This is a genomic window from Vibrio sp. 10N.222.52.C3, assembly GCF_041474195.1.
GTDB classification, from domain to species: Bacteria; Pseudomonadota; Gammaproteobacteria; order Enterobacterales; family Vibrionaceae; genus Vibrio; species Vibrio crassostreae_C.
The window spans coordinates 1-22,235 of sequence record NZ_JBFRTQ010000083.1 but is presented as its reverse complement, the minus strand read 5'-3'; the positions used below and the strand labels follow the sequence as shown (position 1 = coordinate 22,235).

Annotated in this window: 20 protein-coding genes; 18 read left to right on the top strand and 2 right to left on the bottom strand. The window is 44.7% G+C overall.

Translation table 11 applies throughout. The features are described from left to right. Nucleotides 1-176 precede the first annotated feature (176 nt). Nucleotides 177-1,223 (top strand): lactonase family protein, encoded by a 1,047-nt coding sequence (locus tag AB4517_RS13730; RefSeq protein ID WP_372148492.1) that lies wholly within the window; start codon nucleotides 177-179, stop codon nucleotides 1,221-1,223. A 68-nt stretch (nucleotides 1,224-1,291) separates the two neighbouring features. Here AB4517_RS13730 and AB4517_RS13725 read toward each other — a convergent pair whose 3' ends face one another. Continuing rightward, a complete protein-coding gene (locus AB4517_RS13725) occupies nucleotides 1,292-2,467 on the bottom strand; it encodes a 2-octaprenyl-3-methyl-6-methoxy-1,4-benzoquinol hydroxylase (protein WP_372148491.1) in 1,176 nt (391 codons plus the stop codon). 308 nt (nucleotides 2,468-2,775) lie between these two features. Between AB4517_RS13725 and miaB the strand changes: the two genes are divergently transcribed. From miaB to lnt, 5 genes are all read left to right on the top strand, one after another. Next, the gene (miaB, locus tag AB4517_RS13720; protein WP_017062326.1) at nucleotides 2,776-4,200 is read left to right on the top strand and encodes a tRNA (N6-isopentenyl adenosine(37)-C2)-methylthiotransferase MiaB; all 1,425 of its coding nucleotides are present in this window, start codon (nucleotides 2,776-2,778) and stop codon (nucleotides 4,198-4,200) included. A 163-nt stretch (nucleotides 4,201-4,363) separates the two neighbouring features. Then, nucleotides 4,364-5,485: a PhoH family protein gene (locus AB4517_RS13715; RefSeq protein WP_017064169.1), complete on the top strand. Its 1,122-nt coding sequence runs from the start codon at nucleotides 4,364-4,366 to the stop codon at nucleotides 5,483-5,485. Continuing rightward, complete coding sequence (ybeY, locus tag AB4517_RS13710) at nucleotides 5,486-5,947, top strand: rRNA maturation RNase YbeY (RefSeq protein ID WP_372148490.1); 462 nt, start codon at nucleotides 5,486-5,488, stop codon at nucleotides 5,945-5,947. It abuts the gene before it with no gap. A 120-nt stretch (nucleotides 5,948-6,067) separates the two neighbouring features. Beyond that, a complete protein-coding gene (gene corC / locus AB4517_RS13705; RefSeq protein ID WP_012603382.1) occupies nucleotides 6,068-6,958 on the top strand; it encodes a CNNM family magnesium/cobalt transport protein CorC in 891 nt (296 codons plus the stop codon). Between the two features lie 32 nt (nucleotides 6,959-6,990). Then, nucleotides 6,991-8,508, top strand: coding sequence for an apolipoprotein N-acyltransferase (gene lnt / locus AB4517_RS13700; RefSeq protein ID WP_372148489.1), 1,518 nt, complete (start codon nucleotides 6,991-6,993; stop codon nucleotides 8,506-8,508). Between the two features lie 90 nt (nucleotides 8,509-8,598). Here lnt and AB4517_RS13695 read toward each other — a convergent pair whose 3' ends face one another. Further along, nucleotides 8,599-9,069 carry a zinc ribbon-containing protein gene (locus tag AB4517_RS13695; RefSeq protein ID WP_017062329.1) on the bottom strand — a complete coding sequence of 157 codons (471 nt, stop codon included), beginning with the start codon at nucleotides 9,067-9,069 and terminating at the stop codon, nucleotides 8,599-8,601. 263 nt (nucleotides 9,070-9,332) lie between these two features. Between AB4517_RS13695 and leuS the strand changes: the two genes are divergently transcribed. The 12 genes from leuS to lipA all read left to right on the top strand — a co-directional run bounded on the left by leuS (nucleotide 9,333) and on the right by lipA (nucleotide 22,083). Then, nucleotides 9,333-11,909, top strand: a complete 2,577-nt coding sequence (gene leuS / locus AB4517_RS13690; RefSeq protein ID WP_017068503.1) for a leucine--tRNA ligase — start codon at nucleotides 9,333-9,335, stop codon at nucleotides 11,907-11,909. A gap of 165 nt (nucleotides 11,910-12,074) precedes the next feature. Beyond that, nucleotides 12,075-12,713 (top strand): LPS assembly lipoprotein LptE, encoded by a 639-nt coding sequence (lptE, locus tag AB4517_RS13685; RefSeq protein ID WP_372148488.1) that lies wholly within the window; start codon nucleotides 12,075-12,077, stop codon nucleotides 12,711-12,713. A 12-nt stretch (nucleotides 12,714-12,725) separates the two neighbouring features. Continuing rightward, on the top strand, nucleotides 12,726-13,751 hold the full coding sequence (holA, locus tag AB4517_RS13680) for a DNA polymerase III subunit delta (RefSeq protein ID WP_017068505.1): 1,026 nt from the start codon (nucleotides 12,726-12,728) through the stop codon (nucleotides 13,749-13,751). A 66-nt stretch (nucleotides 13,752-13,817) separates the two neighbouring features. Next, entirely contained in the window at nucleotides 13,818-14,135 is a 318-nt protein-coding gene (gene rsfS / locus AB4517_RS13675) for a ribosome silencing factor (protein ID WP_004735247.1), read from the top strand. A 3-nt stretch (nucleotides 14,136-14,138) separates the two neighbouring features. Continuing rightward, on the top strand, nucleotides 14,139-14,609 hold the full coding sequence (rlmH, locus tag AB4517_RS13670; RefSeq protein ID WP_017068506.1) for a 23S rRNA (pseudouridine(1915)-N(3))-methyltransferase RlmH: 471 nt from the start codon (nucleotides 14,139-14,141) through the stop codon (nucleotides 14,607-14,609). Between the two features lie 6 nt (nucleotides 14,610-14,615). Next, nucleotides 14,616-16,508, top strand: coding sequence for a penicillin-binding protein 2 (mrdA, locus tag AB4517_RS13665; protein WP_017068507.1), 1,893 nt, complete (start codon nucleotides 14,616-14,618; stop codon nucleotides 16,506-16,508). Beyond that, nucleotides 16,508-17,629: a rod shape-determining protein RodA gene (gene rodA, locus AB4517_RS13660; RefSeq protein WP_017062334.1), complete on the top strand. Its 1,122-nt coding sequence runs from the start codon at nucleotides 16,508-16,510 to the stop codon at nucleotides 17,627-17,629. The genes mrdA and rodA overlap by 1 nt, the downstream gene beginning before the upstream one ends. Before the next feature lie 3 nt (nucleotides 17,630-17,632). Continuing rightward, complete coding sequence (locus tag AB4517_RS13655; RefSeq protein WP_372122003.1) at nucleotides 17,633-18,472, top strand: septal ring lytic transglycosylase RlpA family protein; 840 nt, start codon at nucleotides 17,633-17,635, stop codon at nucleotides 18,470-18,472. A 93-nt stretch (nucleotides 18,473-18,565) separates the two neighbouring features. Next, entirely contained in the window at nucleotides 18,566-19,747 is a 1,182-nt protein-coding gene (locus tag AB4517_RS13650; protein WP_017068508.1) for a serine hydrolase, read from the top strand. Nucleotides 19,748-19,979: 232 nt separating this feature from the next. After that, complete coding sequence (gene ybeD, locus AB4517_RS13645; protein WP_026084358.1) at nucleotides 19,980-20,258, top strand: DUF493 family protein YbeD; 279 nt, start codon at nucleotides 19,980-19,982, stop codon at nucleotides 20,256-20,258. A gap of 195 nt (nucleotides 20,259-20,453) precedes the next feature. Further along, nucleotides 20,454-21,113 (top strand): lipoyl(octanoyl) transferase LipB, encoded by a 660-nt coding sequence (gene lipB, locus AB4517_RS13640; protein WP_004737632.1) that lies wholly within the window; start codon nucleotides 20,454-20,456, stop codon nucleotides 21,111-21,113. A gap of 4 nt (nucleotides 21,114-21,117) precedes the next feature. Further along, complete coding sequence (lipA, locus tag AB4517_RS13635) at nucleotides 21,118-22,083, top strand: lipoyl synthase (RefSeq protein WP_017064177.1); 966 nt, start codon at nucleotides 21,118-21,120, stop codon at nucleotides 22,081-22,083. The last annotated feature ends 152 nt before the right edge of the window (nucleotides 22,084-22,235 follow it).

The window sequence follows — 22,235 nt, the reverse complement described above, 5'->3', positions numbered from 1 at the left end:
GTCTCTCCGACCGCACCATCATTAAATAGAACCCAGCTTTTTAGCTGGGTTTTGTTTTATCTGGAATATGCAAATCTGCTAGCCAAGTCACCAAGTATTCTCTTCTATAACCTCACTTTTAATACGATTTTATAAGACAATGTCAGCTCCATTTTCTAATTGAGTATGACTAGCCTATGAAACCCCTCCCCTTAACGATCGGTTGCTACACAGATACACCAAGTAAAAGCCAAGGTGTTTATCAAACTCAGTTAGATCTAGAAACAGGAAAACTATTACCTCTAGAGCTGATCATCAAATGTACTAACCCCTCTTTTATTACTGTAACAAAGACTGGGATCTATACTGCATCGGAAGTGGACCAGCAAAAACAGCCCCAGCTCATTCATATACCTAATGTTGATTCACAGCTAACACACAATACAAGCCTCATCTCGGGAGATCACCCTTGTCACGTCGCGATAGATCCACACAATAAGTTTGCTATCACGTCGCAATACTCATCAGGCACATTCGATATTTTTAGCTTAAGTATCAACGGCAGCATCGATAAACGACTCAAAACAATCCAGATGGTTGGTTCCGGGCCAAACAAAGAGAGACAAACTAGCCCACACGCCCATCAATGCCTGTTCTTACAAAACTCACCACAGTTTGTGACTGTCGATCTCGGCACCGATCGCATCAACTTCTATTGCTTTGATGAAGAGCAAGAAGAGTTCCTTGATGAGCCAATACAGTCTATTAAGGTGCCCGCCGGCAATGGACCTCGCCATTTAATCTTTAACAAAGCTGAAGACAGAGCCTATGTGGTCTGTGAACTCTCTGAAACGTTGCTGACTTTGGAAAAGGTTTTAGGCATTTGGAATGTAGTGGAAGAGATTGATGCATTGCCTAATATGGAGAAGGGAGAAGTCGCAGCTGCGATTAAGCTATCGCCTGATGAGCAATTCCTTTATGTGTCATGTCGACACCAATCAAGAATCAGTAGCTTCAAAATCGACTCTGAGACTCAAAGGCTGACTTTCATTGATAGCTACGACACTGAAGGCAAATTCCCAAGAGACTTCCATATAACGAACGATGGGAAATGGCTTATCGCCGCCAACCAGCACTCCAACAACATCACCTCATTCAAGCGAGATAATGAAGATGGGTCTTTGGTTTATACAGGGTACTCTTTAGAGATCGATGCACCGGTTTGTGTGACGCAACAGCGATAGTAGTCATCTGATACAAAAAAGGAGAGCATTCGCTCTCCTTCTCTTTATAAAGTGTCTGTAATACTCAATTAAAGGCCCAGGGCATACTTCAACACTTGAGCTTTAATCGGCCCTGAGTTCTCTGCTAGCTTGAGTGCAGCATTACGCACAAACTTAAGTGGACCAATATCGTTACTGAACGTCTTATAGAAGAAATCCATACCGCTTTGCATCACTAGGTTGTCACCTCTTCTCATCACTTCATAGCGTCTTGCTACAGACTCATTCAATTCACCCTTTTCTTTGGTGACATTCAACAGTACTGATACATCTTTGAAGCCTAAGTTAACACCTTGTCCAGCCAAAGGGTTGATAGTATGCGCAGAGTCTCCGACCAAAATACAGTTATTCTTCGAGTATGATTGAGCATGACGTCGTGTCAGAGGAAAAGAACCCGAATTCAAGACTTTGATATCACCTAACTCTTTAGGAAAGTGAGTAAGTACTTCGTTACGTAGTTTTTCAGGGGCCATTGCTGACAGTTGCTTAATACGCAGTGGAGAATCATACCAAACTAACGAGCCCAGCCCGACTTCTTGACCGTCAGAGGTTAGAGAACACAAAGGCAAAAATGAACGAGGGCCACTTGGTAGAAATTGCTGCCAAGTAATATCTTGCTGAGGTTGTTCTGTTTCTACATTGATAAGCATACAGTGTTGTCGATAATCCCAAGCCGTGATGCCAATTCCAGCTTGTTGGCGAACGGCTGAATTCGCACCATCAGCACCAACCACCCACTTCGCAGACAACTCAGCCCCTGATTGAAGCTTTACGATATTGATTTCACCAAACTCAATCACATCGAGCTTTTCTGGGCATAACAGTTCGAGATTGTCGTAGGCATCAAATTGAGACCATAAACCTAATTGAATGAGTCTGTTCTCAACGATATAGCCCAAACGAGGAAGGTCTAGTGAGGCAGCATCAAATCGAGTACGACACTCTGGGTGCTCCCACGTCTCTAAACGTTTATAAGAACACACTCGCATTGCTGCAATACTTTGCCATGCACCAAGATTTTCAAGCAAATCGACCGATGCTTGAGAAATCGCTGACACACGAATGTCCATCGCTTGCGATTCATCAAAAGCTTGTGGGGCAAAACCTTCGATCACCGCAACACTCAGACCTTGCTTTGCAAAACCGATTGCTGTTGCTGCGCCAACCATGCCGCCACCGACTACTACAATATCGTAACTGTTCATATTTCGTACTTATCAGTTTGATTCTTTGACTGTTTTTGATTGTACTTTTTCATAACTAACTTGTAACCAAAAACCTTATTCGAAAAAAGGGTTATCCCTTATGGCATATGGCGTTAACGATAATAAAAACCACTACATAAGAGATTTGTTCAGACTACTAGTCAGTCGGTTTTGAAACCAGTACAATACGCCGCTTGCCGCTAGAGCCTGTCATAAAATTGAATACCGAATTATGACAAACGGGGCTAGCGGATGAATAATGGGCGATTTGCTCCCTTAAATTAAACTAACGATCGAGCGAACATATAATGAGTAAGAAACTGCTAATTAAAACTTGGGGCTGTCAGATGAATGAATATGATTCATCAAAAATGGCCGACCTGCTTAACGCTGCAAATGGCTATGAGCTAACTGAAGTACCTGAGGAAGCAGACGTACTACTATTGAATACTTGTTCTATCCGCGAAAAAGCGCAAGAAAAAGTATTCCACCAGCTTGGTCGTTGGAAAACGCTTAAAGATAAAAAAGAAGGTGTGGTGATCGGTGTGGGTGGCTGTGTAGCGACTCAAGAAGGTGATCACATTCGTCAACGTGCACCTTACGTAGACGTTATCTTTGGCCCACAAACATTACACCGTTTGCCAGAGATGATTAAATCATCACTGTCTAACGAAAAGCCAGTAATGGATATCTCTTTCCCAGAGATCGAAAAGTTCGATAACCTGCCAGAGCCAAAAGCTGAAGGCGCGACGGCGTTCGTTTCTATCATGGAAGGTTGTTCTAAATACTGTACTTACTGCGTTGTACCATACACACGTGGCGAAGAAGTTAGCCGTCCAATGGATGATGTACTTTTCGAAGTTGCTCAACTTGCAGAGCAAGGCGTACGTGAAGTTAACCTGCTAGGTCAAAACGTAAACGCATACCGCGGTCCAACACACGAAGGCGATATCTGTTCATTCGCAGAACTGCTTCGTCTTGTTGCTTCTATCGACGGTATCGACCGTATTCGTTTCACAACAAGCCACCCGCTTGAGTTTGGTGACGACATCATTGAAGTTTACAAAGACACACCAGAGCTAGTGAGCTTCCTTCACCTACCAGTACAAAGTGGTAGTGACCGTATTCTTACGATGATGAAGCGCCCACATACGGCTATCGAGTACAAATCTATTATCCGTAAACTGCGTAAAGCTCGCCCTGACATTCAAATCAGCTCTGACTTTATTGTTGGTTTCCCTGGTGAGTCTAAGCAAGACTTCGAAGATACAATGAAGCTAATTAAAGACGTTGATTTCGATATGAGCTTCAGCTTTGTTTTCTCTCCACGTCCAGGTACGCCAGCGGCAGATTACCCATGTGATGTACCAGCACAAGAGAAGAAAGATCGTCTGTACGAACTGCAGCAAACGGTAAACACACAAGCTATGCGTTTCTCTCGTCTAATGTTAGGCACAGAGCAACGTATCCTTGTTGAAGGCCCATCAAGAAAGAACCTAATGGAACTTCGCGGCCGTACAGAAAACAGCCGTGTTGTGAACTTCGAAGGTTCTGCAGACCTAATCGGTCAATTCGTAGATGTGAAGATCACTGAGGTTTACACCAACTCACTACGTGGTGAGCTAGTTCGCACAGAAAAAGACATGGGTCTACGCGTTGTTATGACTCCAGCAGAAATGATGGAAAAAACAAAACGTGAAGACGAGCTAGGTGTAGCGACATTTACGCCATAGGCAATACAACTGTTTGAGCACAAAGCGCAAACACAAAGCTTGAAATTACCTAACTAAGTGACCATCTTAGAAATAGGGATATCACCATCAGAAGCCCGGTCTAAATCGGGCTTTTTGCTCTTTGTTTTATTTAAGAGTGAGTGGCACAAAATGAGAGGCTAATTTGAGCAATAAAATCGTTACCTTAGAGATAAATCTAGAACCAGCAGACAACAAGCGCTTGGCAAGTTTATGCGGACCATTTGACGACAACATCAAGCATCTTGAGCGTCGTCTGGGCGTTGAGATTAATTACCGTAGCAACTTTTTCACCATTGTTGGTAAGCCTCACACTACAGCCGCAGCTTTAGACATCATCAAACACCTCTATGTTGAAACGGCTCCAGTTAAAGGCAACATAATCGATATCGAACCAGAGCAAATACATCTGGCGATCACCGAGTCAGGCATTTTGGAGCAACACGTCGAGTCTGAAATTGACTACGGCAAAGAAGTGACCATTAAGACTAAAAAAGGCGTCATCAAACCTCGAACGCCAAACCAAGCACAGTACCTAATGAACATGGTGACTCATGACATCACCTTTGGTATTGGGCCAGCAGGTACAGGTAAAACCTACTTAGCCGTTGCTGCAGCAGTTGATGCACTTGAACGCCAAGAGGTTCGCCGAATCCTACTGACTCGTCCTGCTGTTGAAGCCGGTGAGAAGCTTGGTTTCCTACCGGGTGATTTAAGCCAAAAAGTAGACCCATATTTACGTCCACTTTACGATGCGCTGTTTGAGATGCTTGGCTTTGAGCGAGTTGAGAAGCTGATTGAACGTAACGTAATTGAAGTTGCGCCACTGGCTTACATGCGTGGTCGTACATTGAATGATGCGTTTATCATTCTTGATGAGAGCCAAAACACCACGGTAGAACAGATGAAGATGTTCTTAACCCGTATCGGTTTTAACTCACGCGCTGTGATCACAGGTGATATTACGCAAATCGATTTACCTCGTGGTGCAAAATCAGGCTTACGCCATGCGACTGAAGTGCTCAATGAAGTCGACGACATTAGCTTTAACTTCTTCATGTCTGAAGACGTCGTTCGTCACCCTGTAGTTGCTCGTATCGTCAACGCATACGAGAAGTGGGAAGCAAAAGACCAGAAAGAGCGCAAAGAGTTTGAAAAGCGTAAACGTGAAGAGCGTGAAGCCAAACTTCTTGAGGCTCAGCAGGTAGTTACGACACAATTAGCAACACAAAATAGCTCTGTAATTGCAGAACAAGGTGATAAATAGATGTCTATTGAACTAGACCTGCAATTAGCGGTCGAAAATGAGCAAGGTCTTCCAACTGAGCAAGATATTCAGCTTTGGTTGGGCAAGACAATTCCTCAGTTTCAAGAGAACGCTGAGTTGACGGTTCGTATCGTTGATACACAAGAAAGCCACCAGCTCAATCATGAATATCGTGGCAAAGATAAGCCAACTAACGTGTTGTCTTTTCCATTCGAGGCTCCTCCAGGGATCGAGCTAGATCTACTGGGCGACCTCATTATCTGCCGCCAAGTTGTCGAAAAAGAAGCAGAAGAGCAAAGTAAGCCTCTGCTAGCACACTGGGCTCATATGGTTGTACATGGCAGTCTGCATCTGCTAGGTTATGATCATATCGAAGATGATGAAGCTGAAGAGATGGAGTCACTCGAGACAGAAATCATGCAATCTATGGGGTTTGAAGACCCTTACATTCTAGAAAAGTAAATTGATTCTAGTAAAGTAGGTTGCAGAGAAACAATAACTCATCGAACCTGTGATTTTCACAGGAATCTGAGTTGTAACGTGTGCTATCACACTTCTGATAGCGTTATTTTTTGAGAAATCATGAACGAAGGTAACCCCCCCACTTCTGAGGGAAGTAAAAAATCTGAAGGTCCGAGTAGAAAGTCCTTCTTTGAACGCCTAGGCCAACTATTTCAAGGTGAAGTAAAAGATCGCCAAGAGCTCGTAGATGTAATCCGCGACTCAGAAATTAATGACCTAATTGACCACGACACACGCGACATGCTCGAGGGTGTTATGGAAATTTCAGAGATGCGAGTACGCGATATCATGCTGCCTCGCTCTCAAATGGTTACAGTTGAACGCACAGATGATCTAGATACATTGATTGCGCTCATTACTGATGCTCAACACTCTCGCTACCCAGTGATCAGTGAAGATAAAGACCATGTTGAAGGCATTCTATTAGCGAAGGACCTACTTAAGTATTTGGGTTCAGAAAGTGCTCCATTTGATATCGAACAAGTGATTCGCCCTGTCGTGGTTGTTCCTGAAAGTAAGCGAGTTGATCGCCTGCTTAAGGAGTTCCAAGAAGAGCGTTACCACATGTCTATCGTTGTCGATGAGTTTGGTGGAGTTTCTGGCCTGGTAACCATTGAAGATATCCTCGAAGAAATCGTTGGTGAAATTGAAGACGAGTTCGACGATGAAGAAGAGCTAGATATTCGTAAGCTGAGTAAGCATACCTTCTCTGTAAAAGCTTTAACCACTATTGAAGAGTTCAACGATACGTTTAACACTGCCTTTAGTGACGACGAAGTGGATACGGTAGGCGGCATGGTTATGACAGCACTCGGCCACCTGCCGGTTCGTGGCGAAATTGTAGAAATCGAAAACTACCATTTCAAAATAACATCAGCAGATAACCGTCGTGTGATTCAGCTACAGGTAACCATTCCTGACGAACAGCCTCTTCCGACTATCGAAGAATAACAACTTCTCTCTAAAGAGATGACAGAAATTAGATGACTAATACCTTTATTCATCGCCTATTACGGCCGCTTGCGGCCGTTTTTGTTGGCGCTATAACCACCCTTTCATTCGCTCCATACTCTATATGGCCTCTTGCTATTCTCAGCCCAGCTTTGTTGCTGTTACTGATCCACAACCGCTCTCCTAAAAGTGCGCTTTGGATTGGCTACGGATGGGGTTTAGGTCAATTCACCACAGGTATCAGCTGGGTATACGTCAGCATTGATGGTTTTGGCGGCATGCCACTGGCAGCCAACCTATTTTTGATGGCATTGCTTGTTGGCTACCTAGCCGTTTATTCAGGGCTATTTACCTGGGGTTTGAATAAATTCTTCCCTGCCAATAACCTAAGCCGCTTTTTCCTCGCAGCTCCTGCATTGTGGTTAGTCAGCGATTGGCTGCGTGGATGGGTAATGACGGGCTTTCCTTGGCTTTGGTTAGGCTACAGCCAAATCGATTCGCCATTAGGTTCATTTGCACCGATTGGCGGCGTAGATCTAGTAACTTTAGCGATCATTGTTTCAGCCTCTGCATTCACTTATGCGATTGTTAACCGAGCTTGGAGCATCGCTCTCATTCCCGCCGTCGTATTTAGTGCAGGCTTTGGTATTCGCAACATCGACTGGGTCACGCCGAACCCTGAAAAAACCACGTCAGTCGTCTTAATCCAAGGCAACGTCGATCAAGACAGCAAATGGCTGCCGAGTCATCGCTGGCCGACCATGATGAAGTACACCGACCTAAGCAGAGAAAACTGGGGAGCGGATATCATCATCTGGCCTGAAGCGGCTATTCCAGCATTCGAAGTTGAGATCCCATCTTTCCTACGTAACTTGGATAGCGCAGCGAAGATGAACAACAGTTCGATCATTACCGGTGTGCTGAATCAGTCTGAAGATAAGAAATACTACAACAGTGTTCTTTCTCTCGGTGTGAATCCATACGGTGAGTACAGCTACGATCCAGACGAACGCTACCATAAACACCACCTGTTACCATTTGGTGAGTTTGTGCCGTTTGAAGATATCTTGCGTCCATTAGCACCTTTCTTTAACTTGCCAATGTCATCATTTAGCCGTGGCGACTTTGTTCAACCAAACATAGTGGCAAATGGTCGTCACTTAGCGCCGGCACTGTGTTATGAGATCATCTTTAATGATCAAGTTAGACAGAACGTAACCGACGAGACTGACTTTATTTTAACGCTCTCTAACGATGCGTGGTTTGGTCGTTCGATTGGCCCTCTGCAACATATGGAAATTGCACAGATGCGTGCTCTGGAGCTTGGTAAGCCGGTTATTCGCTCGACCAACAACGGTGTGACGGCAGTTACTGATTACAAAGGCAATATAATCAAGCAAGTGCCTCAGTTTGAAACGGCAGTGTTAAAAGCTGAACTCATTTCAACGGATGGTCAAACGCCTTATCACACAGTAGGTACTTGGCCACTGTATATCTGGGCGATGCTCAGCTTGGTGATTGGTTGGGTAATTAGAAAGCCAAAAAGCTAGATTCGACGAAAAGTGATTTGAGGGTTGACTGATCGGGTCAACCCTTTTTCATTGCTGTGGTTTTGCGTTGATACGCTATGGTTCAGAAGCTTACGGTTTAAGGGCTTTACGACTAAACCCTTTAGAACCACATTTAATGCATGGAATGATATTGGTTGGGTGGTTATATTCGGTTTGGTGACCACACTCGTCACATACTAAGGTTCCCAAGCCAATGACTTCACCCGCTTGATACAAGCCTTGGTGTTCTAAGTCTTGGAACAGTTCAACCCATTCCACCTTAGTACGATCAGTAATATCCAACAGCCCTTGCCAAATAGAGTCCGCAATCATCAAATAGAATGGACCGCTTTTACTCTCTTCATAGCTTTCGGAAAACTCTTTTAAGTCCGACTTCACGTAGGCAGAGATCAATGAAAGCTCATCTTTAGTCATATCATTAGCTGCTTTCGCAAACTTGCCCGACGTTTCGATTTTGTTGTTGAGCTCTTCAGGGCTATGCTTCAGCGTTTCAATCACCTCTTCGACGACTTCTTCATAGAGCGCTTTTTTCTTCGGCATAACAACCTCCTTAAGATAACCAACCTTTTAGTGAGCAAACGGATGCGCTGCAATGCACTCCCGCTTACAAACAAATGCAATTCATACTCTTAAGTATAGTTGCCCTGCGAAATTCAGTGAAAATTACACAATCTACTAAGCGGCAACTGCAAGTATGAAGGGTATAACTATTGTTGTACTCAGCTCCTTTAGGTATTCTATGACGATCTGTAAGATTCTGTTCTAACCGAACTCACAAATTCCAAGATAACCGGATACCATCGATGCAAGAACAATATAACCCGCAAGAGATTGAACAAAAGGTTCAACAACACTGGGATAACAGCGAGACTTTCGTTGTAAGTGAAGACCCAAACAAAGAAAAATTCTACTGTCTTTCTATGTTCCCTTACCCAAGTGGCCGACTGCACATGGGTCACGTGCGTAACTACACCATCGGTGATGTGGTATCTCGTTTCCAACGTCTACAAGGCAAAAACGTAATGCAGCCAATTGGTTGGGATGCATTCGGCCTACCTGCAGAAAACGCCGCTGTTAAAAACAATACAGCACCTGCACCATGGACTTACGAAAACATTGAGTACATGAAGAACCAGCTTAAGCTTCTAGGCTTTGGTTACGACTGGAACCGTGAATTCGCAACGTGTACTCCAGAGTACTACCGTTGGGAACAAGAGTTCTTCACTAAGCTTTACGAAAAAGGCCTGGTTTACAAGAAGACATCTTCAGTGAACTGGTGTCCAAACGACCAAACAGTACTGGCAAATGAGCAAGTAGAAGACGGTTGTTGCTGGCGTTGTGACACTCCAGTAGAGCAAAAGAAAATTCCACAGTGGTTTATTAAAATCACTGAGTACGCTCAAGAGCTACTAGACGATCTAGACAACCTTGAAGGTTGGCCTGAAATGGTTAAGACCATGCAGCGCAACTGGATCGGCCGCTCTGAAGGTGTTGAGCTATCTTTCGCTGTTAACGGCGAAGAAGCACCATTAGAAGTGTACACAACACGTCCAGATACACTAATGGGTGTTTCTTACGTTGGTATCGCTGCAGGTCACCCTCTTGCAGAGAAAGCATCGAAGAACAACCCAGAGCTTGCTGCATTCGTTGAAGAGTGTCGTAACACTAAAGTTGCTGAAGCTGAACTCGCAACGATGGAAAAGAAAGGTATGGATACTGGCCTAACGGCTATCCACCCTCTTAACGGTCGTGTTGTTCCTGTATACGTAGCAAACTTCGTACTTATGGATTACGGCACAGGTGCGGTAATGGCGGTTCCTGCTCACGATCAACGTGACTACGAGTTCGCAACTAAGTACGGCATCGATATCATCCCAGTAATCAAACCTGAAGATGGTTCTGAACTAGACGTGTCTGAAGCGGCTTACACTGAGAAAGGTGTACTGTTTGATTCTGGTGAATTCGATGGTCTTGCGTTCCAAGAAGCATTCGATGCAATTGCTGCGAAGCTTGAAGCTGAAGGCAAAGGTAAGAAGACAGTAAACTTCCGTCTACGTGACTGGGGTGTATCTCGTCAACGTTACTGGGGCGCTCCAATCCCAATGGTAACCACTGAAGACGGTGAAGTTCACCCAGTACCAGCAGACCAACTGCCAGTCATTCTTCCTGAAGATGTAGTAATGGATGGCGTAACGAGCCCAATCAAGGCTGACAAGTCTTGGGCTGAAACAACATTCAACGGCGAACCCGCTCTACGTGAGACTGACACGTTCGATACGTTTATGGAGTCTTCTTGGTACTACGCACGTTACTGTTCACCGCAAGCAGACGACATTCTAGATCCAGAGAAAGCAAACTACTGGCTACCAGTTGATCAATACGTTGGTGGTATCGAGCACGCTTGTATGCACCTGCTTTACTCTCGTTTCTTCCATAAGCTTCTACGTGATGCTGGCTACGTGACGTCTGATGAACCGTTCAAGCAACTACTATGTCAAGGCATGGTTCTGGCTGACGCGTTCTATCACGAAAACGAAAAAGGCACCAAAGAGTGGATTGCACCGACTGACGTAACGGTTGAACGTGACGGTAAAGGTCGCATCGAAAAAGCAGTCGACGATCAAGGTCGTGAAGTTGAACACTCAGGCATGATCAAAATGTCTAAGTCTAAGAACAACGGTATCGACCCACAAGAGATGGTAGACAAGTACGGCGCTGATACAGTACGTCTATTCATGATGTTTGCATCACCTGCAGACATGACGCTTGAGTGGCAAGAGTCTGGCGTTGAAGGGGCTAACCGCTTCCTTAAACGTGTTTGGAAATTGGTTCACGCTCACTCTTCTAAGGGTGCTGCTGAATCTGTTGATGCTTCTGCGCTATCTGGCGACCAAAAAGCACTTCGTCGTGATATCCATAAAACTATCGCGAAAGTAACGGACGATATTGGCCGCCGCCAAACGTTCAACACGGCAATCGCTGCAATCATGGAACTGATGAACAAGCTGGCGAAAGCGCCTCAAGAATCTGTACAAGATCGTGCAATCCTTGATGAAGCGCTAAAAGCGGTAGTACGCATGCTTTACCCAATGACTCCACACATCTCTTACGAAATGTGGATTGCACTTGGTGAATCAAACGTAGACTCAGCAACATGGCCAACTTTCGATGAGAAAGCGCTAGTTGAAGACGAGAAGACTATCGTTGTAATGATCAACGGTAAGCTACGTGCGAAACTAACCGTTGCTGCTGATGCAACAGAAGAGCAAGTTCGTGAGCTTGGTCTAAACGATGAGAACGCTAAGAAGTTCCTAGATGGCTTAACTATCCGTAAAGTTATCTTCGTACCAGGTAAGCTTCTAAACATCGTTGCTAACTAATCGCTGTAGACTAAAACGAACTTAATTCGTTTTTGGCAGTCTTTAGACAGGGTAATTAAATTACCCTGTCTACTTATTTAAACGCTTTACTTTCAGTGACTAACCTCACGCCAACAAACTAAAGCATTTAAATAAGTATTCTACCTTCATGAGAGCCATCAAATAATGCGCCTGATTCCACTATCTTCATTGAAAGTTACTATTGTTGTTCTAACCGTTAGCCTACTTAGTGCCTGTGGTTTTCACCTACGTGGTGACTACTCTGTACCGGAGGAGCTCAACAAGATCTCGGTAACCAGTTACGACCAATACAGTACGTTTACACGTATGATGAAAGGCCAACTGCGTATGAATGATGTTGAAATTGTGCCACCGGCTGAAAACACACCAAACCTGCACATTATGAGTGAAAGTGTTGGTGAGCGAACTCTGTCTCTATACCAAAACACTCGTGCAGCAGAGAAAGAACTGACATTCCGCGCTTCATACCGCGTAACTGTCCCGGATCTAGGCTCAAAGACGTTCTCAACCAGCGTAACCCGTAGTTACCTAGATAACCCGCTAACTGCACTTGCGAAGTCGGTTGAACGAGACATGATCGAAGATGAGATGCGTAAGTTGGCAACAAGCCAAATCCTTCGTCAGATGGCTCGACTAAAAGCGAACATTGCAGCTGATAGCATGGACCTAGATGCACTAGAGCACGTTCAAGTGAAAGAACTCGAAAAGCAATACAACATCAAGAATGTTGAGATCGTACCAGCTTCAGAAGAACAACCAACACTTAGCGATTCGGCTGAGTAATAGGTTTATTTGATGCGTATTTTTGCTGACCGCTTATCAGAGCAACTTATTAAACAGTTGAGTAATGTTTACCTAATTTTTGGTAACGAACCGCTACTGTTGCAAGAGAGCCGAGAAGCGATTCAAAAGGCTGCAAAACAGCAAGGCTTTGAAGAACGTCACCGCTTTGCGATTGATAGCAGTCTCGACTGGAATCAAGTCTACGACTGCACTCAAGCACTGAGCCTATTCTCTAGCCGTCAGGTCATCGAGCTTGAACTGCCAGAGTCAGGCGTCAATGCCGCAATAGCGAAAGAGCTACTCGCAATCTCCGAGCATATCCACAGTGATATCTTGTTAATCTTGGTGGGCACTAAGCTCACCAAAGCTCAAGAAAGCGCTAAGTGGTTTAAGGCTCTTTCGAATCAGGGTCACTGGGTCAGTTGCCTAACGCCAGATGTCAGTCGGTTACCTCAGTTTGTCCAAGCGCGTTGCCGTCAAATCGGTTTAACGCCAGACCCTGAAGCGATTCAAATGCTGGCGCAATGGCATGAGGGTAATCTATTTGCTCTCACCCAAAGCCTAGAAAAACTGGCTCTCCAATACCCAGATGGAAAACTCACGTTAGTACGCTTAGAAGAATCGCTGAGTCGACACAACCATTTTACTCCATTCCATTGGAGTGATGCGTTATTGGCAGGCAAAGGTAACCGAGCACAACGAATCCTGCGTCAGCTAGAAGCTGAAGGTGTCGAACCCGTCATTTTATTACGTAGCATACAACGAGAGCTTGCTCTGCTATTACAAATGCAGCAACAAATGAAACAGATGCCGATTGGTCAGGTCTTCGAAAAACACCGTATCTGGCAATCTAAAAAGCCTCTTTATAACGCCGCGCTAACAAGAGTTTCGATTTCTCAATTACACTCTTTGTTCGCGTTGCTCACTCAAGCTGAATTGATGACAAAAACTCAATATGAGCAGTCGCCTTGGCCACTAATTCATCAGTTAAGCGTAGAGTTTTGTATCCCTTCAGCTTCAATACCATTCCACGCATAAAAGCGTGTTATATTCTAGGGTCAACAAGCCCTAAACAAAGCTAAATTCAGATTAAAGGAACACCCAGTGTTACGTGAAGAACTAAAAGACTTTCTTGCAGACAAAGCCGACGACATGAAAGCAGAATCGATTGTAACTATCGATGTAGAAGGCAAATCAAGCGTTACTGATTACATGATTGTTTGTACTGGCACCTCTAAACGCCATGTTGCCTCTATTGCACAGCATGTTGCTGATGAAGTGCGTAAAGCGGGTATGCAACCTCTAGGTATGGACGGCCAGCAAGAAGGTGAATGGGTTGTTCTAGATATGGGCACAAGCATGCTTCACGTTATGCAAGAAGAGCATCGTGAGCTGTACCAACTAGAAAAACTTTGGGGCTAAGCTTTGAAGATCCAGTTAATCGCAGTTGGCACAAAAATGCCAAAGTGGGTTGAAGAAGGGTTTCAAGAATACAAACGCCGCTTCCCTCACGATATGCCATTAGAGCTCATTGAAATTACTGCAGGAAAGCGCGGTAAAAATGCAGATATTGCACGCATTCTTCAAAAAGAAGGTGAAGCGATGCTGGCTGCAGTTCCAAAAGGCAACCGTATTGTCACGCTCGATATCCCAGGTAGAAAGTGGGATACACCTCAACTTGCTGAGCAATTAGAAAGTTGGAAGCTGGATGGACGTGACGTATCTATCCTAATTGGCGGGCCTGAAGGATTAGCACCTGCATGTAAAGCGGCCGCAGACCAAAGTTGGTCTCTGTCTGCGCTTACTCTCCCTCACCCATTAGTACGCGTTATCATGGCTGAAAGCTTGTATCGAGCTTGGAGCATCACTGCTAACCACCCTTATCATCGAGAATAAGCGTTAATGTTACGTAAACGTAGCCAAATCCGCGATTACAAAGCAGAAGCACGACTATTTACTAGCCGTGCTTTTGTTGCGTTTGCGGGGATCATAGTCATGATGTCGATGTTGGTTGTTAACCTGTACAACATTCAGGTCAATCAATACCAAGACTATAAAACTCGTTCTAACGACAACCGTATCAAGGTCGTTCCGATCGCCCCTAACCGTGGTTTGATTTACGATCGCAACGGTATACTTCTTGCCGAAAACCGTCCTGTTTTCAATCTAGAAATCATACCCGAAAAAATTAAAGATATGGATGACACGCTTGCTCGTCTGCAAGCATTAATTGAGATCCCGCCAGAGCGTATCGAGCGCTTTAATCGTGATCGTCGTAATTCACGACGCTTTAAATCAGTACCTATTCTTAATCAACTGTCTGAAGAACAAGTTGCCGTCTTCTCTGTAAACCAACACAAATTCCCAGGTGTTGAAGTTACGGGAACTTTGAAGCGTTTCTACCCTTACGGTGATGTGCTCACTCACGTAATAGGCTATGTATCGCGCATCAATGACCGTGATATGCAGCGCTTGATGCGAGAAGAAAAAGACGCCAATTACCAAGCTACACGTGATATCGGTAAGTTGGGTATTGAGCGTTATTACGAAGATATGTTGCACGGTACAGCTGGCTACCAAGAAGTCGAAGTTAACAGTCGTGGACGAGTGATTCGTACCCTCAAATTTGTCCCTTCGGTTCCAGGCAAAGATATCGTACTTAACTTAGATATCAAGCTACAGCTATACGTACATAAGTTACTTGATGGCCGCCGTGGTTCAGCTATCGTTCTCGATCCGAAAGACAATGGCGTGTTAGCCATGGTATCGAGCCCAAGCTACGACCCAAACGCATTCGTGCATGGTATCTCGTCTAAAGGCTATAACGCGCTACTTCAAGACAAAAACCGCCCTTTGGTTAACCGTGCCACGCTAGGGATTTACCCACCAGCATCGACGATCAAACCCTTCATTGCTGTTGCTGCTCTGCAAGAAGGTGTTATTACACCAAACACTACGCGCAATGACCCAGGCTATTGGAAGATTCCAAACTCAAAAACGAGACCATTCCGTGACTGGTTGCGTTGGGGACACGGTGTCGTGGATATAGAAAAAGCGATTGAAGAGTCGGTGGATACCTTCTTTTACCAAATTGCTTATGATCTCGGCATTGATCGCATATCCAAATGGATGATGATGTTCGGCTTTGGTGATTATACTGGCATCGATATTTATGAAGAAAGCAAAGCCAATATGCCAACTCGTGATTGGAAGATGGCAAGACACCGTGTGCCTTGGTACCAAGGTGACACCATCCCAGTTGGTATTGGCCAAGGCTACTGGACTGCAACACCCATGCAGATTGCAAAAGCCACATCAGTTTTGGTCAATGAAGGTGAAGTAACCGCACCTCACCTACTTCGTTCAACCATTGATAACGGTCGTCCATTCGATGAACAAATCATGTCGGACATTGAAACTTACCCACCGCTAACCGGGGTTAAGAAGAAGTATTGGGATATCGCTCAGGAAGGTATGAGGCTGGCTAACCACGGTAAGAAAGGTACGGCAAGACGTTCATTCCAGAAGATGTCTTACCAAACCGCTGGTAAATCGGGTACCGCACAGGTATTCGGCTTAAAAGAAGATGAAGAGTACAACGCGGATGAAATCGCAGAGCACTTACGCGATCACGCCCTCTTTACGGGTTACGCGCCTTTTGAAGATCCTGAAGCCGTCGTGACTATCGTTCTAGAGAACGCAGGTGGCGGTTCTTCTAACGGCGGCCCAGTAGTAAGAAGGATTTTAGACCATATTATCCTTGCAGAAGATTATCAAAGTGAGCCAATTAAATAATGAAACTTGATCCTTCAACTGGACGAAATAGAGCCCTATTCGAAAGGCTGCATATCGACCTGCCGCTTTTGCTTGGCATTCTGGTTTTAATGGGCTTTGCCCTGCTGATCATGTACAGCGCAAGCGGACAAAGCCTTGCGATGATGGACCGCCAGGCGATGCGCATGGCTCTGTCTTTAGGTGTGATGATCTTCCTAGCGCAAATCTCACCTCGTACTTATGAAACCTTGGCACCACTGCTATTTGTAGGTGGTGTCATCTTGCTATTGGGCGTGTTGTTCTTTGGTGAAGCCTCTAAAGGCGCCCAGCGTTGGTTAAACTTCGGCTTTGTTCGATTCCAACCGTCAGAGCTATTAAAGCTCGCGGTGCCTTTGATGCTGGCACGATTTATCGGTAAGCGCTCACTTCCACCAACATTCCAAACATTAGCGATCTCGCTAGTGATGGTGTTTGTACCGACGATTCTAATCGCAAAGCAGCCTGACCTAGGTACATCTATCCTTATCGCCGCATCTGGTATCTTCGTGATATTCCTGGCTGGTATCAGTTGGAAAATCATTGCTAGCGCGGCAATCGCATTAGGGGCATTTATCCCAATCCTATGGTTCTTCTTGATGCGTGAATATCAAAAAGTGCGTGTTAGAACCCTCTTTGATCCTGAATCAGATCCATTAGGTGCGGGTTACCACATCATTCAAAGTAAGATTGCGATAGGCTCTGGTGGTATTTCAGGAAAAGGTTGGCTGCAAGGCACTCAATCTCAACTAGAGTTTATTCCAGAGCGTCATACCGACTTCATTTTTGCGGTCATTGCCGAAGAGTGGGGCATGATTGGTATCTTGTTCTTGCTTGCTATCTACCTGTTTATTATTGGACGTGGCTTAGTGCTTGCGAGCCAAGCTCAAACCGCATTCGGTCGAATGATGGGCGGCAGTATTGTACTGAGCTTCTTCGTTTATATTTTTGTAAACATTGGCATGGTAAGTGGCATTCTACCTGTGGTTGGTGTTCCTCTTCCTTTAGTCAGTTATGGTGGTACTTCAATGGTTACCCTTATGGCTGGTTTTGGTATTTTAATGTCGATCCATACACACAGAAAAGCATTCTCAAAGGCGACCTAATCGATGTCTATTACAACGTTTCCAAAAAAAGCATCCTTGGTTGATGAGCTGCCAATCAAAAAAATAGCCTCTATCTTAGGGCTAGCGATTTTAATCAATGGTTGTTCTTCAAAGCAGCCAACAGGCCGCTACGATATTGATTCAGATATTGCACCAGACGCACCTATCTCAGTAGAGCATCTCGAGGATGCTCACCCTCAGTATGAACCTTATAGTTTAGGTGGTAACACGGATTACACTTTACGTGGCGAAGACTACAAGATCGTAAAGAAGACCGAAGGGTTTACTGAGAAAGGCAAAGCCTCTTGGTACGGTAAGAAATTTCATGGTCACTTAACGTCTAACGGCGAGATCTATGACATGTATTCGATGTCTGCGGCGCACAAAACATTGCCAATTCCAAGCTATGTAAAAGTGACGAATACCGACAATAACAAAACGACGATTGTTCGTATCAATGACCGCGGCCCATTCCATGAAGGCCGAATCATTGACCTTAGTTATGCGGCAGCTTACAAGCTCGATGTGTTAAGAACCGGCACGGCAAATGTTGAGATTGAAGTCATTACTGTAGCTATGCCAACCGACGCAAATAAAAAGGCTGCTTTACCGCAATTTATTATTCAAGTCGCGACATCTCCGCATGAAGATAGAACAGAGAAGTTAGCAAAAGATCTAGCCGAAAAGCTAGAAGTAGCAACGTTCTTGCAGCCAAATGATGACAACTACCGTCTGATGATTGGGCCATTTCATGACTATGCTCTGACTCAAGAGAAATTAGAACAAGTTAAGCTGATGGGTCACCCGTCAGCTTATATAAAAAAACACACCCTAACTCGCTAATTAATCTAACAGTTACTTCTGGTAATCAGCGCTCTGGTGTGACAGAGTGATTCTGTTAATATATGAATAGTTCACCAAATAATTGCATTCAAAATGATTAAATCTAATAAACTTGTTAAATCGATTTTTGCTACTTCTGTTGCTCTTTCTGCAACGATAGCTACATCGTCATTCGCCGCTCCTATTGTTGTTCCTGATGCACCTCAAATCGCCGCTAAAGGTTTTGTTCTGATGGATTACCATTCAGGCAAAGTACTAGCAGAGAAAGAGATGAATACTCAGCTTTCTCCAGCAAGTTTAACCAAGATGATGACGAGCTACGTGATCGGCCAAGAGCTCGACCGTGGCAACATCAACCTAAACGACGATGTTGTAATCAGTGAAAATGCTTGGGCTAAAAACTTCCCAGATTCATCTAAGATGTTCGTTGAAGTGGGCACTACGGTTAAAGTTGAAGAATTAAACCGCGGTATCATCATTCAATCAGGTAACGACGCATGTGTTGCTATGGCTGAACACATCGCTGGCTCTGAAGATGCATTCGTTGACCTAATGAACGCTTGGGCAAGCTCTATCGGCATGAAAGACACGCACTTTGCTAACGTGCACGGTCTAGACAACCCGAACCTATACTCAACGCCTTACGATATGGCGCTACTTGGTCAGGCGCTGATTCGCGACGTACCAGACGAGTACCGTATCTACTCAGAGAAGAAATTCACATACAACGGCATCACCCAATACAACCGTAACGGTCTGTTATGGGATAAGAGCATGAACGTTGATGGCATCAAAACGGGCCACACAAGCAATGCAGGTTACAGCCTAGTAAGCTCAGCGACAGAAGGCAAAATGCGCCTAGTGGCTGTAGTTATGGGCACCAAGAATGCGAATGCTCGTAAAACAGAAAGCAAAAAACTGCTTAGCTACGGCTTCCGCTTCTTTGAAACAGTGGCACCACACACAGCCGGTGAAACCTTCGTAGAAGAGAAGATCTGGATGGGTAGCAAGGACACAGTTGCACTGGGTGTCGACGAAGATACTTTCGTAACGCTACCTCGTGGTCAAGCTAAGAACCTGAAGGCAAGCTTCGTTCTTGAGAAAGAGCTAGAAGCGCCAATCAGCAAAGGCGATGTAGTTGGTAAACTATTCTACCAAGTAGACGGTGAAGACGTTGCTGAATACCCACTACTAGCACTTGAAGATGTAGACCAAGGCAGCCTATTCAGCCGTCTATGGGACTACCTAGTTCTTCTGTTCAAGGGTTTATTCTAAACAAGCAAAAGGTTTGTTCTAGGTAAAACCCAAGCTTGTTGTATAGCTAACCTAATGAGTAAGTTCATGATTTACTCATTAGCGAACCAAAAGCCGCCATGTGCGGCTTTTGTTGATCTTGAGTTCGGTGATATTTACACGTAATATTCCGCCTTATTACTCGTGTCTGTTGACCGAACACGCTTTTTATCGACATTTCGCCAATTTGCGAGAGTCTAGCCTTTTGGAGCTAATCATGAACATCAATTCTGATGCAAAACTAAAAGACCTCTTAGAGTTCCCTTGTTCATTCACTTACAAAGTAATGGGCCACGCTAAGCCAGAACTGACTGAGCTAGTACTAGAAGTGATCCAGCGTCATGCTCCTGGTGACTACAGCCCAACGCTAAAACCGAGTGCGAAAGGCAACTACCACTCTGTTTCTATCAATATTACTGCGACTTCAATTGAACAAGTAGAAACTCTTTATAAAGAACTGGGCGAGATCGAAATCGTTCGTATGGTTCTGTAATCTCCGATTACACATGAAAAACAGCGGCTTATTGCCGCTGTTTTTGTTTAAAGCACCCTATCTAGCACAAATTCATTCAACTTAATTTTCAATAAATACAAAGAAAGTTGAAAAACCTTGCAGTCCGTCTGTAGTTAGAATCATGTTTCGCGTTTATAATGCGTTCACTTTATTAATCCTTGAGGGAGTGCAGCTTTGCAAAATAAGCTAATCGTAAAAAAATTAGGCCGTCAGGATTACGAACCTGTATGGAAAGCCATGCATAAGTTCACAGACGAACGCACGGAAGAAGACGTAGACCAAGTTTGGTTGGTTGAACACAACCCTGTCTTCACTCAAGGACAAGCAGGCAAAGCTGAGCATGTATTAAATGCTGGTGATATCCCTGTAATACAAAGCGATCGCGGTGGCCAAGTGACTTATCACGGCCCAGGCCAATTAGTGGCTTACTTTCTGATTAACATCCGCCGCAAGAAATTCGGAGTACGTGATTTGGTTACTCATATAGAGAACCTCGTAATCAATACTCTGAAAGCTTACAATATAGATTCAGCTGCCCGACCTGACGCTCCTGGTGTTTATGTCGATGGCAAGAAAATCTGTTCACTTGGATTACGTATTCGACGTGGCTGCTCGTTCCACGGGTTAGCACTCAACGTCGATATGGACCTGTCTCCATTCCTACGTATTAACCCATGTGGTTACCAAGGTATGGAAATGGCGCAGGTAAGCCAACTCGGCGGACCAAGTGAACTAGAAAACGTTGAGCAACAGTTAATACAAGAGCTCGTAGAGCTACTCGGCTATGACCAAGTAGACATTCAAGCCACCAGTAACATTACAGCAGAAGCATAAAATCATGAGCAAACCAATCCAAATGGAAAAAGGCGTTAAATATCGTGACGCTGACAAAATGGCATTAATTCCCGTAAAGAATATGCCTGCTGAACAGAAAGAAGTTCTACGTAAGCCTGAATGGATGAAGATTAAACTTCCTTCAGACAGCCATCGTATTCAAGAAATCAAATCAGCAATGCGTAAAAACAACCTGCACTCAGTTTGTGAAGAAGCGTCTTGCCCTAACCTAGCCGAGTGTTTCAACCACGGTACGGCAACGTTTATGATTCTTGGCGCTATCTGTACTCGTCGCTGCCCGTTCTGTGATGTTGCCCATGGTCGTCCTGTTGCTCCTGAAGCTGAAGAGCCGAAGAAACTGGCTAAAACAATTCAAGACATGAAACTGAAGTACGTTGTAATCACTTCAGTTGACCGTGATGACTTGCGTGACGGCGGTGCTCAGCACTTTGCTGACTGTAACCGTGAGATTCGCGAACTCAACCCAAATATTCGTATCGAAACACTGGTTCCAGACTTCCGCGGTCGTATGGACGTTGCGCTTGACCTAATGAAAGACAACCCGCCAGATGTTTTCAACCACAACCTAGAGACAGCGCCACGTCTATACCGTAAAGCGCGTCCAGGTGCGAACTACAAGTGGTCTCTTGATCTACTGAAGAAATTCAAAGAGCAGCACCCTGATATCCCAACAAAATCAGGTGTGATGATGGGTCTTGGCGAGACAAAAGAAGAGATCGTTCAAGTACTGAAAGACCTTCGCGAACATGGTGTGACTATGCTGACACTAGGTCAATACCTAGCACCAAGCCGTCACCACTTACCAGTAGAACGCTACGTGCCGCCTTCTGAGTTCGATGAGCTGAAAGAGATTGCTCTAGAGCTAGGCTTTACTCACGCAGCGTGTGGCCCGTTTGTACGTTCTTCTTACCATGCGGACTTGCAAGCTCAAGGTATGGAAATTAAGTAATCACGATTGCTTAACGAACAATGCAAAGGCGCTGAATATTATGTTCAGCGCCTTTTTTCTATCTTGTTCGTGCCGCTATAGCTTTATATTTCGTGCCACTAAGCTTTATATAAAAACAACAAAGCCACTCTTTATGAAGTGACCCCGTAAAG